Raw genomic sequence first — 14,429 nt, 5'->3', positions numbered from 1 at the left:
TGCTAATAACATATTATTGTTCTTCATTCGTCAAATCAGGATATAAAGGTAAACATAATAATTCTTTGTGTATTTTTTCGGTGTTTGGAAGCGAAATTATTTTCTTGTAAGTTATTTGTTCGTGGCTTAAGTATGGATAATATATCTCGGATTGAATGCCAACTTTTTCAAGTTCTGATTTTACAAAGTCTCTCTTGTTATTTTTGATTCTGATAGGGTATAGATGCCACACAGATTTATCATCAAATGTAGGAAGAATAATATTTTCCATATCGCTTAATTTTTGATTATATTTTTCTGCAATTTTTAGTCTTCTGTACTGATTAAAGGTTAAATATTCCATTCTAACAATTCCTATTAGTGCTTGTGTGTTATCAATTTTTGAATTAAAACCAAAATCGATGATTTTCTTGTTTTTTTCTTTTAAGTCAAATCCGTGATAACTAATTAATCTACATTTATAATCTAATTCGGCATTATTAGTTATTATAGCTCCCGCTTTACCGCAAACACCTAAATTTTTATACGGATTAAAACTCAATGCAGCTAAATCAGAATGCATTCCTACCTCTTCTAAGCCAATTCCCTGACAGGCATCCTCAATTACTTTAATGTCATATTCTAAAGCTATCTCTTTAATTTTTAACATATTGCAAAAACGACCATATAAATGAACAGGTAAAATAGCTTTTGTCTTTGAGGTGATCAGGTTTTTAATTGATGTAGGACAAATAGTAAAGTCGTCTTTGACATCAGCATAAACAGGCGTGGCTCCTATAGATACAACAGCATTTTCTGTTGCTGCAAAACTATTTGAAGGTAGAATAACTTCATCACCCGCCGTTACTCCTAGAGAGAGTAATCCAATTGTTAAAGCTGCAGTTCCACTAGATAATGCAATTACATGATTAATGGATAGATACTCAGAAAGGTACTGTTCAAATTCATCAATATATTTGCCACTTGTATATTTTCCAGTAGGTAAAAAATTTTTTAATACATTCATGATTTTCTCTGTCTCATCTTCTCTTATCAAACGATTTACTGGCATGAACTCTACGTTTTGAACATCCCTATTCACTGACAAGGTTTGTTTTGTGTTGTTGATTTCACTACAAAGAAATTTGTTTGCATGGATTTCAGAGTGTTTTTTTAACTCTTGAATATTATTGCGAAAATTAAAAATACTACTAGATTTTAATGTCATAGCTACACCGCCTTGATTATGATAAACTTATCTTAAATTATGGGAACATTCCCATGTCAATAGAGTTTTTTTCTGGAGGGGAATAAATGGATATTTTTGATGTCGCTAAAGCGTGCAATGTTTCAAAATCTACTGTGTCTAGGATATTAAATAATCATCCATATGTTAATGAGGAGAAAAGAAAAAGAGTCCTACAATACATTGAAGAAAATAATTATGTTCCTAATAACATTGCTACATATTTTAGAAATAGAACTACTAAGTCAATCGGTATTTCAATACCTTATATTGATCACCCCTTTTTTTCTAAAGTTTCATATGAATTAACCAAAAATTTTTATGAAGATGGTTATAAATCATTTATTCATCAGACATTTTGTTCACCAAATAAAGAAGAAGAAGTATTGATATCATTAAAGAAAAATGAAATTGACGCAGTCATTTTGTGTTCAGTAGAAAATCAAGTTGATATTATTGAAGAATACTCTAAATATGGATTGATTATATCTAGTAATGATACTAATCAAACTAAGAGTATATCTAATTTTCATTTTGATGAGTTTAATATAGGAAAAGATGCTACTGAATACTTAATAAAAAAGGGGATGAATAATATTGCAATATGCATTGACAATCCTTTTAATGGCGCTCAAAAATTGCGGTTAGAAGGATATAAAGAAGCTCTTTTAGAAAATAAAATAAATTTTAAAGAAGAATACATTTTTTCATCAGCGTTTACTATTGATGATGGTATAAAGATTGGTATGAAAATCCGAGAAAGTCATAAAGAAATACAAGGAATATATACTGGCAATGATTACGTTTCAGCAGGGATTTTTAGGGTTCTAGGAAATGAAGTGTTTTTAATTGGAACTGACAATCATGATATATGCAAAATTTTAACTCCTCAACTTTCCAGTGTTTCCCTCCCTATTGAAAGAATGGCAAAAGATATAAGTAGTCACGTAATCAAACAACTGTCATTAAATGAAAAAGAGGTAATAGATAAATTATATTCTTATAGGATTATTAGTGATTCTGTTGCAATCACCTCAAAATATAGTTAATCATTGATTAAACATATTTGTTTTACCGTAACTAAACTATATATGCTTGATTTCGTGACGACTAAGAAATATAGCTCTGAAGAGACGTGTGCTTCTCTTTAAATAGTCCATAAATACTTTCATTGTCTCTTAGTTTATTTTTCGATGTAATAATTATTACTTCAATATCTGGTTATTCTGATATCTTCATATTTACTTGAAACGTTTTTAGTGGTTTCCCTATCTAAAATGACAATAATCAATACTAATATTTCTCCTATTGAAGTCTTAATTTTTAACTTTTTGATACGAATATAGAACATTAGTGATAAGGAGACTAAAATTTAAAGAGAAACATGTGTGAATATTGTCTTTTGTATTTTTTATCATCAAATAGGAGGTGCTAATATGTCAGAAGACATTTGGATTATATTTGATAAAGACGGAACATTAATTCATTTTGATGAAAGTTGGGTGAAAATAGGGATTCAATTAGTCGAAGCGGTCTGTGATCATTTTCAAATTGAAGCGAGCGCAGAGGTTAAAAAACGGCTAGGCATCGAGGGTGAGGCCTTTCAACCGGGAAGTATCATGGCTTCAGGGACGTTAGAGGATATGGTCGAAGTTTTTAATGAATTTACTGATGAGGATACTTTGCATTATACAGCGCAAAAGAGCCAAGCATTGATTGATACACGAGAACCTGAAGTCAATGTTATTGAAGGGGTTGAATCGATGCTTCACACCTTAAAATCAGAAGGCTATCGTTTAGGTATTTTAACGAGTGATAATCGTAAGGGGATGCAACATTTTTTTGATAAAACACATTTTGAGCCGTTGTTTGATATCGTGATTTCAACCAACGGGGATAATTTTGAAAAGCCGGATCCCCGTATTTTACAGCCGTTATGGGAGAGAGGCGTTCAAGGAAAGTCTCTCATTTTTGTTGGCGACACAGATAATGATATGTTGACGGGGAAAAATGTCAATGCCAAACAAACGATAGGGGTCAAAACAGGATTAGGGTCTCAAGCAACTTTTCAAGAGGCAAACGTGATTATCAATGATGTCACAGAACTTCCAACTATATTAAAATAAAACCCATTGAACATGAACGTTCAATGGGTTTGCTGATTATTTTCGTTGATCGACTTGGCGATGCGTTTGAATAATGTGACCGACTTTTTCAAGAACGGCATCGATAGAATCTGGGTCTTCGTATAAATCATACTCATTGATGTTGACGCGTACGACGGGACACGCGTTAAACTGATTAATCCATGCATCATAGCGCGCAAACAATTTTTTCCAATATTCAGGATCCGTATTCATTTCCATTTCGCGCCCACGTGAATGAATGCGATTTAACACACTTTTATAGTCCGATTCTAAATAAATTAAAACGTCAGGTTTAGGGAAATACGGTGTCATAACCATTGCGTTGAAAAGATTAGAATACGTTTCAAAATCTTCCGGTGTCATAGTGCCTTGTTCTTCATGCATCTTGGCAAAGATATCGACATCTTCGTAAATTGAACGGTCCTGTATGAAGCCACCGCCATATTCAAACATGCGTTTTTGTTCTTTAAAACGCTCTGCTAAGAAGTAGATTTGAAGGTGGAAACTCCAACGTGTGAAATCGTCGTAAAATTTATCTAAATAGGGATTGTGATCTACATTTTCAAAAGATGTTTTAAAGTTTAATTTGTCCGCAAGTGCTTGTGTCAACGACGATTTACCGACACCGACAGTGCCTGCAATCGTGATGACCGCATTTGAGGGGATACCATAGTTATTCAAAAGTTTGTCCTCCAATTAATTCGTTAATTTGTTTTAAAATTGTGTCATAATCTTTTGGATGATTGACGAAATCTAAATTTGTTGTATCGATGCGTAAGACGTGATGTCCGTTTGCTTTTAGTGATTTATAATATGCAAGATAATCGGCCTTTAATTTGAGCAAATAGTCATCTTCAATGTGAACTTCAAAATCTCGATTTCTTGTTTTGATGCGCTCTTTCAAACGAAAAAGGTCAGCATCTAAAAAGACAATATAATCGGGCATCTTTAAATCTTCCGTTAAAATATCAAAAATTCTTGAAAATTTATCGAATTCTAAAGTTGACAACGTATTTCGTGCGAAAATTTTATTTTTATAAATATGATAGTCGCTTACGATACCTTGATCCATTACTTCAAGGTCTTGATAATCTTTGTAGCGATGACATAAGAAGAACATTTCGGTTTGAAAACTCCATTTTGAGATATCTTCATAGAAATCGGACAAAAAGGGGTTCTCGCCTACAATTTCTTTTGCTTCGTAAAAATGATAAGATTGACTCAACTTATGCGCTAACGAAGATTTGCCCACACCAATTGGGCCTTCTATAGCTATAAAGGGTTTGTCCATAGTTTCTATCTCCAATTTTTATTTTCATCAGTATTACAAATTTTATCACAAGTTAGGATGTTTCTGTATGAGAAGTCATGAATTTTATATGTCGATTGCGATTGAGGCGGCACGTGAAGCCGAAAAATTAGGTGAAGTTCCGATTGGAGCAGTGATAGTGAAAGACGATGAAATCATTGCCACGGCTTATAATTTACGTGAAACTGCACAATTACCGATGGCGCATGCAGAACATATCGCGATTGAACGTGCGGCTCAAAAGTTGGGGACTTGGCGATTAGAAGGTTGCACGTTGTATGTGACACTTGAGCCATGTGTCATGTGTTCTGGCACCATTGTTATGAGTCGTATTGACACTGTCGTTTATGGCGCAAAAGATCCTAAGGGGGGATGTAGTGGGAGTTTGATGAATCTCATACAAGATCCTCGAATGAATCATCGTGTCACACTCGTCACAGGTGTGCTGGCTTATTCTTGTGGGCAATTGTTGAAAAACTTTTTTAAGCGCTTGAGGGAAGAAAAGAAGCGGACAAACAAATCGGAGTACAATTCAACGCAATTTTGATAAAATATAAAGCATATTATGCGCCGTATTGATTCGTGCGAGAGGATATTAAAGTTCCAATAAGGACACGTTTAGGCAATCTATTCTCTGTTAAATGTATAAGAACAAAGCAAAACGGCGCCAACTTAAAACGTAGTCAAGGACATAAATAGAGTGAGGTAAATGAGATGGTAAAATTAATAGCAACTGACATGGATGGGACATTATTAAACGCTGCTCACGAAGTTTCAGAGGAAAATGTAAAAGCGATTCAATATGCACAAGAACAAGGCATTACTGTTGTTATTGCGACAGGACGCGCTTTTTATGAAGCGAATGACCCCATCCAACCCACAGGCTTAAAAGTGCCTTATATTTGTTTGAATGGGGCAGAAGTACGTGATGAATGTTTCGATATTGTGCATACCTCCAATTTAAATCATGAGCTCTATCAACGCATTCGTGATGTGTTAGCTGAAGAAAATATTTTTTATCAAGTCTATACAAATTTAGGGATTTATACAGAAGATCCTGAACGAGATTTAGCGATTTATTTAGATATTGCGAAACAGGCAGGTCAAACCCCGAATGTTGAAAAAATTCGTGAACATATTCAACACCGTATTGATGTGGGGTCTTTGAAAGTGGTCGATAATTATGACCAAGTAGAAGATATTCCTGGAGAGTTAATTATGAAAGTACTCGCACATGATGTCGATCTTGAAAAAGTAAATCGTGCGAAAGCCCGTTTAGAAAAAAGTGGAAACTTGGCGGTCTCCTCATCTGCACGTGGCAATATTGAAATCACACATATCGATGCACAAAAAGGCCTGGCCGTTAGAACAATAGCGGACCAATTAGGTATTGATATGAAAGATGTCATGGCTGTCGGAGACAATTTAAACGATAAATCAATGTTAGAAGTGGTGGGCTATCCTATCGCCATGGAAAATGCATTACCTGAATTAAAAGACATTGCATCGTATGTCACAGATACGAATGAACAAAGTGGCGTTGCGAAAGCCATTTATCATGTCATTGAAAAAACAAAAAACTAGGAGTGAAAAAGATTATGAAAGGTTTAATTCTCGTTGGGAGCGCAACTCCCAATTCACATACACGTGCGCTGGCGCAATATTTAAAAGGACAAATTGAGGAACAACATCATGAAGTTGAAATTTTTGATTTAGCTGAACGTCCATTGCATATGTTGGATTTCTCAGGTCAAAATCCTGTACCAGAGGCTTATCAAAATAATGCCGAACAATTGAAAACGCTTGCGAGAGAAGCAGACTTCATTATTTTAGGAACACCGAACTATCATGGGTCATTCTCAGGCAGTCTCAAAAACGCATTAGACTATCTCACAATGGATGACTTTAAAATGAAACCCGTAGGTCTTGTGAACAACAGTGGCGGCATTGTGAGTGCCGAACCGCTTTCTCATCTCAGAATTATTGTCCGTTCTTTATTAGGCATTGCCGTTCCAACACAAATTGCGACGCACAGTTCAGATTACGACAAATTAGAAGATGGCACTTTATATTTAAGTAACGATGAGTTACAACTTCGTGCTAAACTGTTTATCGACCAAATTTTATCATTTGCGAATAACAGTCCTTATGAACACTTAAAATAGAGAAAAAGCCTGAGTGAAGGGATGCCAAAAAGGGCACCTTCAACTCAGGCTGTTTTTTTATTTACGGTATTTTAATTTTGCGAATGCATCATGTTGGTGAATCGATTCTTCATTACGACATTCAATATCAAAACCATCTAACCAGTCTAATTCTACAAGGTCAGCGGCAATTAAACGAATTAAATCTTCGACAAAACGTGGGTTTTCATAAGCACGTTCAGTTACACGCTTTTCATCAGGGCGTTTTAAGATGGGATAAAGCATAGAGCTTGCATTGGCTTCCATTGCATCTAGAATGATTTCTTTATAGTCTTGCGTAAGTGACGCTGCTTTATCGATGTACGCTTTCACCGTAATGATACCACGTTGGTTGTGCGCAGAGTACTCACTAATTTCTTTAGAACAAGGACATAGCGTTGTCACTGCGGCTTCGATAGTCAATTCTTTGCGCGTCGTTGTATCCCCTTTAACTGCTAATCCATAAGTGACATCCGCATGGCCGACGGCTTTAATATCAGTGACCGGGCTTCGGCGTTCGAAAAACCATTTTCCTGAAACATCGACGCCAGCACTATGTTGTTTCATGTGTGATTTTAAACGGTTAAGCAATTGAGTCAATGTTTCAAAATCTAAGCGAATACCGTTATCGTATTCAGCTTCGACCGCTTCTAATATACGACTCATATTAATGCCTTTTTCATCTTTGTTCAAACTTGTTGAAAAGCTAAAGTTGCCAGCCGTTTGAAAGGCATCAATCCACACAGGGTATACTAAATTTTTAATTCCGACTTCTTCTATTTCAAATAAAAAGTTTTTATGTGTACTTTGAAGGTCTGTCATTTCAGCTTTCGTCGTTGGTTTTGTTCCTGGTATAGGGTCTACAGAACCGAAATGTTTCCAACGACCTTCTCGTGTTGATAAATCAAATTCAGTCATATTTCTTCCTCCACTTTATTTGCTCTTTCTAGTAAGAGAGAGGAGTGTTTTACTTTCTCTTACTGACTCATCTCTTTTATTTTGGCGTGTCGTTGAAATGATACGTCCAAAAGGTCTCTCGTGTTAAAAATGCCGCTGCATCCGCGGGCGCACCTGAAGCTTGGCCTTGTGGATTCGCAAGTTGTGCCAAAAATGGGCCCGTTTGAGATTGATGGGCTTCAAATGCTTTTAATTTACGTTCTTTATATTCAGAAATGTCGTTCACGATATCAGGTTCCCCTAGCTCGTCAACGGCATCGTTACTAAATGCGACAAGTTGTAATTTTGGTCGTTTGGCTTCAGGGAGACGTTGAACCGTACGTACAACAGCCTCTGCTGTCGCTTCGTGATCAGGATGTACAGCATAGCCAGGATAAAATGAAATAATCGTTGTTGGCTGTGTTTCGTCAATGAGTTGTTGGACCATGGCATCCATTTCATCGTGAGGCTCAAATTCAACCGTTTTGTCACGTAAACCCATTTTACGTAAATGCGTAATACCAATAACTTCAGCTGCTTTTTCTAATTCGCGTTCACGAATATGAGGCAAAGATTCACGTGTTGCAACAGGAGGATTCCCAAGATTACGTCCCATTTGCCCAAGTGTCAGGCAGGCGTACGTGACAGGAACACCTTCACTTGCAAATCGTGCTAATGTACCCGCTGACGAAAAAGTTTCATCATCTGGATGGGGAAAAATAACTAATACATGTTGTTCCATTGCCATAAAAATGCCTCCTATATTTCAAAAGCTTGTCGACTAATTTCAAGTGCAGCCGCAAGTTGTCCTTCAAAATTAAACCCTGCGATGAGCAAAGCATCGTTCTCATCGACCTCATAATGGGTTAATCCTTGCACATAGACCCAACCGAGATTATCTAATTTTAGACCGATACGGTAGGGTTCTTTGCCGCCACCTTTTAATTGTGCATGCTGATAATTAACTTGAATATTACGTAAAAAAGTACCTGCATTGAAAACACGTTGATCGAAATGGCTCGCATACGCACCATTAGTCGTTTCAACGTGTAAATAGACAGGTTGGTTTGCATATTGATCCAATAAAGATTGGAGTTTGTCTTCTGTGATAAGTTGCAAAACGTTCACTGCCTCCCCGATATGATTATCTGTCTATTTTACTAAAAAATGTGACAAATTTGTATATGTATGCTCACTTTATGTTGTAAAATCCAAAAAGAGATTTCTCCGGTGAGATTTTAACTGTATTTGTTTGGCGTAAAAGGAGTTCACGTTGTATGGTAATACTAAAGAGAGAAACAAATCATTGAGGTACAAGATAGGCGCTTGTGCGTATCAAATAGGGAGTGAGTTGTTTGAAGATTACAAATTTGGGGACACGAGACCGTGTTTCATTTTATGTTGCTACTGAACTCTATCAACAAATGTTACGTCATCCAAACAGTCGTTTAGGCTTGGCGACAGGAGGAACGATGGTTGATATGTATGCTTATTTGGTGGAATTACTGAATAAAAATCAACTGGATGTTTCGAAAGTGCATACATTTAATCTTGATGAATACGTCGGATTGCCTAAATCACATCCAGAGAGTTATGACTATTATATGCATGATATTTTATTTCATCGCTATCCGAAATTTACGGCATCTTTTCTGCATATTCCAGATGGTGTCGCTACAGATATTACCCAAGAGGCAAAACATTATGAAGCTTTACTTGATGAAGAAGGTCCAATTGATATTCAAATTCTAGGTATTGGTCAAAATGGGCACATTGGATTTAATGAACCTGGCACAGACTTTGAGAGTATTACCCATTGTGTGGATTTAACTGAAAGTACAATTGAAGCAAATAGCCGATATTTTGAGAATAAAGAAGACGTTCCGCGACAAGCGATTTCCATGGGTTTACAGTCGATTATGAAAGCGAAACGTATTATTTTAATTGCACTGGGGAGTTCAAAAAAAGAAGCAATGACAAAACTAACATCTGGACGTGTCACAGAGGATTTACCCGCTTCCATCTTACATCAACATCCTAATGTAGAAGTGTTTGTAGATGATGCTGCCATGCCTGATGCATAGGCAGAACGTTTGAACCCACATATTTTAGGGTATATCCTGAAACTGTAGTGAAAAAGATATACTAATGGAGGAATGATTTTATCATGGAATTACAATTAGCGATTGATTTATTAAATAAAGAAGAAGCAGCAGAATTAGCTAAAAAAGTGACAGATTATGTAGATATCGTTGAAATCGGTACGCCGATTGTGATTAATGAAGGTCTCCCTGCAGTACAACATTTAAAAGATAATGTGAAAGATGAAGACGTTAAAGTATTAGCGGACTTAAAAATTATGGATGCTGCAGACTATGAAGTGAGCCAAGCGATTAAATTCGGTGCGGATGTCGTAACGATTTTAGGTGTGGCTGAAGATGAATCTATTAAAAATGCTGTCGCTGAAGCACATAAACATGGCAAACAATTACTTGTTGACTTAATTGCAGTTCAAGATTTAGAAAAACGTGCAAAAGAAATTGACGCTATGGGTGCAGATTATATTGCGGTGCATACAGGTTATGACTTACAAGCACAAGGCCAATCACCACTTGAAAGTTTACGCAAAGTCAAATCAGTGATTAGTCAATCTAAAGTGGCAGTAGCGGGTGGTATTAAACCAGATACAATTAAAGAAGTCGTTGAGGAAAATCCAGACTTAATTATTGTTGGTGGCGGTATTGCAAATGCAGATGACCCAGCAGAAGCAGCAAAACAATGCCGTGACATCATGGAAGGTAAATAAGATGGCAAAACTGAATTATACCTTGATTTTAAATGAACTAGAACAAACACTAAGTGCTGTTAATGCAGAGGATGCCCATACGTTTGAACAAAAGGTTTTAGAGGCTAATGCCGTTTTTGTTTCAGGAAAAGGACGCTCTGGATTTGTCGCAAACAGTTTTGCGATGCGTTTGAATCAGTTAGGGCAACGTGCTTATGTTGTCGGTGAATCGACAACGCCATCGATTCAGCAAGGGGATGTCTTTATCATTATTTCGGGTTCTGGTTCAACTGCGCACTTAAAGTTACTAGCTGAAAAAGCCAAAGAAGTGGGGGCAGAAGTACTGCTCATCACTACAAAACCCGATTCTCCGATAGGTTCATTGGCAGACCTTGCGATCGAACTTCCAGCTGGAACAAAACATGATGCGGAAGGTTCAGATCAACCTTTAGGGAGTTTGTTTGAACAAAGTGCATTGATTTTACTTGATAGTCTGGTCCTCAATTTACAAGAACAATTAAAGATATCAGAAGAAAAGATGCAACAAAACCACGCGAATTTAGAATAAAATTGTAAAAGCTTCTATCTCTATAGTCTTGAATTAAGGCTATAGGATAGAAGTTTTTTCGTTTTGAGAGAGATGCTGAGACAAAGGCTCCTATGATAAAATGAACAAAATGTAGAAAAGAAGTGAGCATCTCAATGGAATTGTTGAAACGAATTGAACACTATGCCAAAACAGAAGCATAACGTGTGGCGTTATACATCGATGATGAACAATTAAATTATGCCGCTTTGCATGAGCGTGTTAAAGATGCGGCTTCGCGTCTCCCGGAATACGACCTACCTCTTAATGTCGCCTTGTCTTTTTCTCGCATACAAGACTTTGTGGTGGCGTATTTGGCGGTGCTTTCTAAAGGAGGGACACCTTGGGTCATGGATACCAATTGGTCGGCCGCTCGCAAAAAAGCATTATATGAAACGTATGACATCCCTTATCTATGGGAGGATGAAACATTTTATCAAAGACAAAAGCAATTTCGGAAGTCTCTCGCGAGTGGGGTGTTACATGTGGGCTTTACTTCAGGGACGACGGGTTTACCTAAAGCCTTATTGAGAGATGAAGCTTCGTGGATCGCCTCTTTTGAACAAAATGAAAAGCTCATGACGAGAGGCCGAGGAAAAAACCATACGCTCGTCGCCTTAGGACCTTATGCTCATTCTTTAACGCTATATGTCGTCATTTATGCCTTGTTTTACGGACGCACTTTTCTAGGACAAAATGACTATCACATTGAACGTTGTGCTTCTCGTATTGCGGATTACACGGACAATTGTAGTCTCTTTTTAGTGCCGACAATGGTTTATGATTGGCTACAACACGCCTCTCAAAATAATCACGTGAGCGAAGTGTTTATTTCAGGAGATAAACTGACTGAACAACGACATCGTTTGTTAAAGAGAACCCTTCCGTCAGCCGCCATTTATGAGTTTTTTGGAACGTCAGAAGCAAGTTTTATCAGTGTGAATATGAATCAAACAGCTCCCCTCAATTCGGTCGGAAAAGTATTTTCGAATGTCCAAATAGATATTCGGCATCAAGATGAAAAAGGAATTGGTCAACTTTTTGTAAAAAGTCCAATGACATTTTCGGGATATTTAGGAGATGTTGCTTCTCAATGGATTAAAACAGGCGACTATGCCCATTTAAAAGAGGACTATCTTTATTTACATGGGCGACTTCAAGATAGATTGATTATCGGGGGTAAAAATGTGTATCCTTCCGTGGTTGAGCAACAATTGAAGCAGCTCGAAGGAGTTCAAGATGTGATTATCGTGCGTCAACCACATACAAAATTTGGGGAGGTGGCGGTGGCTTTATATACAGGAATTCAAATCATATCGTACCGCCATATGAGAACACAACTTGAAAAAGTCGTGTCACGTTATGAAATCCCTTCTAAGTGGATACGGGTTGAAAAGTTACCTTATACCTCAAGCGGTAAAGTTTCACGCCGCATAGCGCAACATTTATACGAAGGAGGGGATTTTAATGAATAAAGCTGTCATTGTAGCCGCGAAACGGACACCTATTGGTTTATATGGAGGCAAACTCCACAAATGGGAACCTGAAGATTTGTTGAAACCGTTGTTTCGACATTTTAAGACGACGTTATCTTGTCCTCTAGAGGAATTGGATGATGTGATTTTAGGAAATGTGGTCGGTAACGGTGGGAATCTCGCTCGTAAAAGTTTACTTGAAGCGGGGATTCATCATAGTGTTTCGGGGTTAACCGTAGATAGACAGTGTGGTTCAGGATTAGAAGCGATACAGCTTGCCTGTCGTCTCGTAGAAAGTGGAGCAGGTGAATTTTATATCGCAGGCGGCGTTGAAAGCACGAGTCGAGCCCCATGGAAAATGAAACGCCCGACGTCTCTCTATCCTTCAGAACCGCCACAATTTTTTGAACGTGCTGCATTCGCGCCAGAGGGGCAAGACCCTTCAATGATTGAGGCGACAGAGAATGTTGCGGAACAATTTCATATCTCTCGAGAAGATCAAGACGTATTTGCATACGAGAGCCATATGAAGGCAAGTGGAGTGCAGGCACAACAGCAGTTTGACAAAGAAATCGTTCCTTTAAAAGTTCAAGGGGAATGGATGACGCAAGATGAGGGGATTCGTCCGACGATTGAGTTAAGACGTCTCCATCGCTTAAAACCATTGCTTCCGAATGGTACCGTGACCGTCGGCAATTGCTGTTTAAAACACGATGGTGCAGCACTTGTGGTTGTCATGTCTGAAACGAAAGCACGAAAGTTAGGCTTAACAGAAGGCCTTGTGTTTAAAGGCTATACAATCGAAGGCGTTCCACCTGAAATACTAGGGATAGGACCTATTCCTGCTGTGAAGCGTTTATTACATCAACAGCAACTGACGCTCTCTGAGATTGATGCGGTAGAATTAAATGAAGCATTTAGTTCACAAGTTTTGGCTTCACAACGCGAACTCGGGATAACAAAGCGCCAACTGAATCGTTATGGAGGCGCTCTTGCGATGGGGCATCCGTACAGTGCAAGTGGTGCTATTCTCGTGACGCGACTTTTTCACATGACAGAAGCGCATCGTACACTTGCGACGATGGGGATTGGAGGTGGCATGGGGAATGCAGCACTCTTCGAACGTTGGTCAGTCTGAAACAAAAATGCTAAAAATTGATATAGAAGCCGTGCGTCAATATCAGCGGTTGTGTGGTTGTTCAGAAACTGAAGAAATTCCGTTATTATTTTTGTCGCGATACTGGCGAGAGTTTGATATATTTGCGCCATTTGTAAAAGCCCCCATCCTGTTAGTTGAAACAGAGGTCGTGAAAAGGGAACCTATTCCATTCACAGATTCGCTTCAAGCTACATTAACATGGAGTGTAGCGCAAGACCTTAAAAGATTTAAACGTTTTCGCTTTGAACTTTCGTTACCCGGCCAAAATAAAATACGGCAAACATTTATACAAAAGGTGATGTAATGGAATTTAAAAGGGAAGAAGTTCGACAATATGTCGCACTAGTAAGAGATGAAAACCCACTTCATCCTGAAATTGTTCCTGGCCAACTGGTTGTGGAACGTCTATGGAGTACATTAAAGAGGGTGCCTTCTCATTATCAAGTGAAGTATAAAAAGCCCGTGTATGTAGACACGCAATATACAATTGAACAAAAGGATCAACACATGGTACTTAAAAGTGTGGCAGGAGACACGAAGTTAGAAATTATATTGAAGCGGACTGAGACATAGATTGGTTTAGTTGTTTTAAAGTAAGTGTTATAAACCCTGAAAAGCGCAGAC

18 protein-coding genes are annotated in these 14,429 nt (G+C 37.7%); 12 read left to right on the top strand and 6 right to left on the bottom strand.

Annotation, left to right across the window (positions count from 1 at the left end):
• Positions 1-13: 13 nt before the first annotated feature.
• Positions 14-1,207, bottom strand: coding sequence for a DegT/DnrJ/EryC1/StrS family aminotransferase (locus tag G8Y84_RS07160; protein ID WP_165806217.1), 1,194 nt, complete (start codon positions 1,205-1,207; stop codon positions 14-16).
• Between the two features lie 86 nt (positions 1,208-1,293).
• Between G8Y84_RS07160 and G8Y84_RS07155 the strand changes: the two genes are divergently transcribed.
• Positions 1,294-2,274, top strand: a complete 981-nt coding sequence (locus tag G8Y84_RS07155; protein ID WP_105962906.1) for a LacI family DNA-binding transcriptional regulator — start codon at positions 1,294-1,296, stop codon at positions 2,272-2,274.
• Between the two features lie 387 nt (positions 2,275-2,661).
• Positions 2,662-3,351, top strand: a complete 690-nt coding sequence (locus G8Y84_RS07150; protein ID WP_105996652.1) for an HAD family hydrolase — start codon at positions 2,662-2,664, stop codon at positions 3,349-3,351.
• A gap of 36 nt (positions 3,352-3,387) precedes the next feature.
• On the opposite strand, the gene G8Y84_RS07145 is transcribed toward G8Y84_RS07150, so the two are convergent.
• Positions 3,388-4,053 (bottom strand): deoxynucleoside kinase, encoded by a 666-nt coding sequence (locus tag G8Y84_RS07145; protein WP_103159297.1) that lies wholly within the window; start codon positions 4,051-4,053, stop codon positions 3,388-3,390.
• Complete coding sequence (locus G8Y84_RS07140) at positions 4,046-4,663, bottom strand: deoxynucleoside kinase (protein WP_103159298.1); 618 nt, start codon at positions 4,661-4,663, stop codon at positions 4,046-4,048. The genes G8Y84_RS07145 and G8Y84_RS07140 overlap by 8 nt, the downstream gene beginning before the upstream one ends.
• Positions 4,664-4,730: 67 nt before the next feature.
• Between G8Y84_RS07140 and tadA the strand changes: the two genes are divergently transcribed.
• From tadA to G8Y84_RS07125, 3 genes are all read left to right on the top strand, one after another.
• Positions 4,731-5,228, top strand: a complete 498-nt coding sequence (tadA, locus tag G8Y84_RS07135) for a tRNA adenosine(34) deaminase TadA (protein ID WP_037572877.1) — start codon at positions 4,731-4,733, stop codon at positions 5,226-5,228.
• A gap of 167 nt (positions 5,229-5,395) precedes the next feature.
• Entirely contained in the window at positions 5,396-6,265 is an 870-nt protein-coding gene (locus G8Y84_RS07130) for a Cof-type HAD-IIB family hydrolase (protein ID WP_107388036.1), read from the top strand.
• Positions 6,266-6,279: 14 nt separating this feature from the next.
• Positions 6,280-6,846: an NADPH-dependent FMN reductase gene (locus tag G8Y84_RS07125; protein ID WP_037572869.1), complete on the top strand. Its 567-nt coding sequence runs from the start codon at positions 6,280-6,282 to the stop codon at positions 6,844-6,846.
• Positions 6,847-6,903: 57 nt separating this feature from the next.
• On the opposite strand, the gene folE2 is transcribed toward G8Y84_RS07125, so the two are convergent.
• The 3 genes from folE2 to G8Y84_RS07110 all read right to left on the bottom strand — a co-directional run bounded on the left by folE2 (position 6,904) and on the right by G8Y84_RS07110 (position 8,919).
• Positions 6,904-7,782: a GTP cyclohydrolase FolE2 gene (gene folE2 / locus G8Y84_RS07120; RefSeq protein WP_037572866.1), complete on the bottom strand. Its 879-nt coding sequence runs from the start codon at positions 7,780-7,782 to the stop codon at positions 6,904-6,906.
• 76 nt (positions 7,783-7,858) lie between these two features.
• Positions 7,859-8,548: a bacillithiol biosynthesis deacetylase BshB2 gene (bshB2, locus tag G8Y84_RS07115; RefSeq protein ID WP_037572863.1), complete on the bottom strand. Its 690-nt coding sequence runs from the start codon at positions 8,546-8,548 to the stop codon at positions 7,859-7,861.
• Positions 8,549-8,559: 11 nt separating this feature from the next.
• On the bottom strand, positions 8,560-8,919 hold the full coding sequence (locus G8Y84_RS07110; RefSeq protein ID WP_037572861.1) for a YojF family protein: 360 nt from the start codon (positions 8,917-8,919) through the stop codon (positions 8,560-8,562).
• A 236-nt stretch (positions 8,920-9,155) separates the two neighbouring features.
• Between G8Y84_RS07110 and nagB the strand changes: the two genes are divergently transcribed.
• The 7 genes from nagB to G8Y84_RS07075 all read left to right on the top strand — a co-directional run bounded on the left by nagB (position 9,156) and on the right by G8Y84_RS07075 (position 14,378).
• Entirely contained in the window at positions 9,156-9,884 is a 729-nt protein-coding gene (gene nagB, locus G8Y84_RS07105; RefSeq protein ID WP_037572858.1) for a glucosamine-6-phosphate deaminase, read from the top strand.
• Positions 9,885-9,967: 83 nt separating this feature from the next.
• A complete protein-coding gene (gene hxlA / locus G8Y84_RS07100; RefSeq protein WP_037572855.1) occupies positions 9,968-10,606 on the top strand; it encodes a 3-hexulose-6-phosphate synthase in 639 nt (212 codons plus the stop codon).
• Position 10,607: 1 nt separating this feature from the next.
• On the top strand, positions 10,608-11,153 hold the full coding sequence (hxlB, locus tag G8Y84_RS07095; protein WP_037572853.1) for a 6-phospho-3-hexuloisomerase: 546 nt from the start codon (positions 10,608-10,610) through the stop codon (positions 11,151-11,153).
• Positions 11,154-11,338: 185 nt separating this feature from the next.
• Entirely contained in the window at positions 11,339-12,646 is a 1,308-nt protein-coding gene (locus G8Y84_RS07090) for an AMP-binding protein (RefSeq protein WP_165806216.1), read from the top strand.
• The gene (locus G8Y84_RS07085; RefSeq protein WP_165806215.1) at positions 12,639-13,784 is read left to right on the top strand and encodes a thiolase family protein; all 1,146 of its coding nucleotides are present in this window, start codon (positions 12,639-12,641) and stop codon (positions 13,782-13,784) included. The genes G8Y84_RS07090 and G8Y84_RS07085 overlap by 8 nt, the downstream gene beginning before the upstream one ends.
• On the top strand, positions 13,753-14,109 hold the full coding sequence (locus G8Y84_RS07080) for a hypothetical protein (RefSeq protein WP_105965098.1): 357 nt from the start codon (positions 13,753-13,755) through the stop codon (positions 14,107-14,109). The genes G8Y84_RS07085 and G8Y84_RS07080 overlap by 32 nt, the downstream gene beginning before the upstream one ends.
• The gene (locus G8Y84_RS07075; protein WP_105965099.1) at positions 14,109-14,378 is read left to right on the top strand and encodes a hypothetical protein; all 270 of its coding nucleotides are present in this window, start codon (positions 14,109-14,111) and stop codon (positions 14,376-14,378) included. The genes G8Y84_RS07080 and G8Y84_RS07075 overlap by 1 nt, the downstream gene beginning before the upstream one ends.
• The last annotated feature ends 51 nt before the right edge of the window (positions 14,379-14,429 follow it).

Origin of the sequence: Staphylococcus sp. 11511212 (assembly GCF_011394755.1) — a bacterium.
GTDB lineage: Bacteria > Bacillota > Bacilli > Staphylococcales > Staphylococcaceae > Staphylococcus > Staphylococcus chromogenes.
Note: the sequence above shows the minus strand (reverse complement) of the source record. Positions and strands in the feature narration are given on the sequence as shown.

Bases quoted from the DNA above. Each gene is read 5' to 3' on its own strand.
- G8Y84_RS07150 (WP_105996652.1), top strand. From the start codon at position 2,662: ATGTCAGAAGACATTTGGATTATATTTGATAAAGACGGAACATTAATT.
- G8Y84_RS07155 (WP_105962906.1), top strand. From the start codon at position 1,294: ATGGATATTTTTGATGTCGCTAAAGCGTGCAATGTTTCAAAATCTACT.
- hxlB (WP_037572853.1), top strand. From the start codon at position 10,608: ATGGCAAAACTGAATTATACCTTGATTTTAAATGAACTAGAACAAACA.
- G8Y84_RS07125 (WP_037572869.1), top strand. From the start codon at position 6,280: ATGAAAGGTTTAATTCTCGTTGGGAGCGCAACTCCCAATTCACATACA.
- G8Y84_RS07080 (WP_105965098.1), top strand. From the start codon at position 13,753: ATGCAGCACTCTTCGAACGTTGGTCAGTCTGAAACAAAAATGCTAAAA.
- G8Y84_RS07160 (WP_165806217.1), bottom strand. From the start codon at position 1,207: ATGACATTAAAATCTAGTAGTATTTTTAATTTTCGCAATAATATTCAA.
- G8Y84_RS07140 (WP_103159298.1), bottom strand. From the start codon at position 4,663: ATGGACAAACCCTTTATAGCTATAGAAGGCCCAATTGGTGTGGGCAAA.
- tadA (WP_037572877.1), top strand. From the start codon at position 4,731: ATGAGAAGTCATGAATTTTATATGTCGATTGCGATTGAGGCGGCACGT.
- hxlA (WP_037572855.1), top strand. From the start codon at position 9,968: ATGGAATTACAATTAGCGATTGATTTATTAAATAAAGAAGAAGCAGCA.
- G8Y84_RS07130 (WP_107388036.1), top strand. From the start codon at position 5,396: ATGGTAAAATTAATAGCAACTGACATGGATGGGACATTATTAAACGCT.
- G8Y84_RS07075 (WP_105965099.1), top strand. From the start codon at position 14,109: ATGGAATTTAAAAGGGAAGAAGTTCGACAATATGTCGCACTAGTAAGA.
- folE2 (WP_037572866.1), bottom strand. From the start codon at position 7,782: ATGACTGAATTTGATTTATCAACACGAGAAGGTCGTTGGAAACATTTC.
- G8Y84_RS07085 (WP_165806215.1), top strand. From the start codon at position 12,639: ATGAATAAAGCTGTCATTGTAGCCGCGAAACGGACACCTATTGGTTTA.
- bshB2 (WP_037572863.1), bottom strand. From the start codon at position 8,548: ATGGCAATGGAACAACATGTATTAGTTATTTTTCCCCATCCAGATGAT.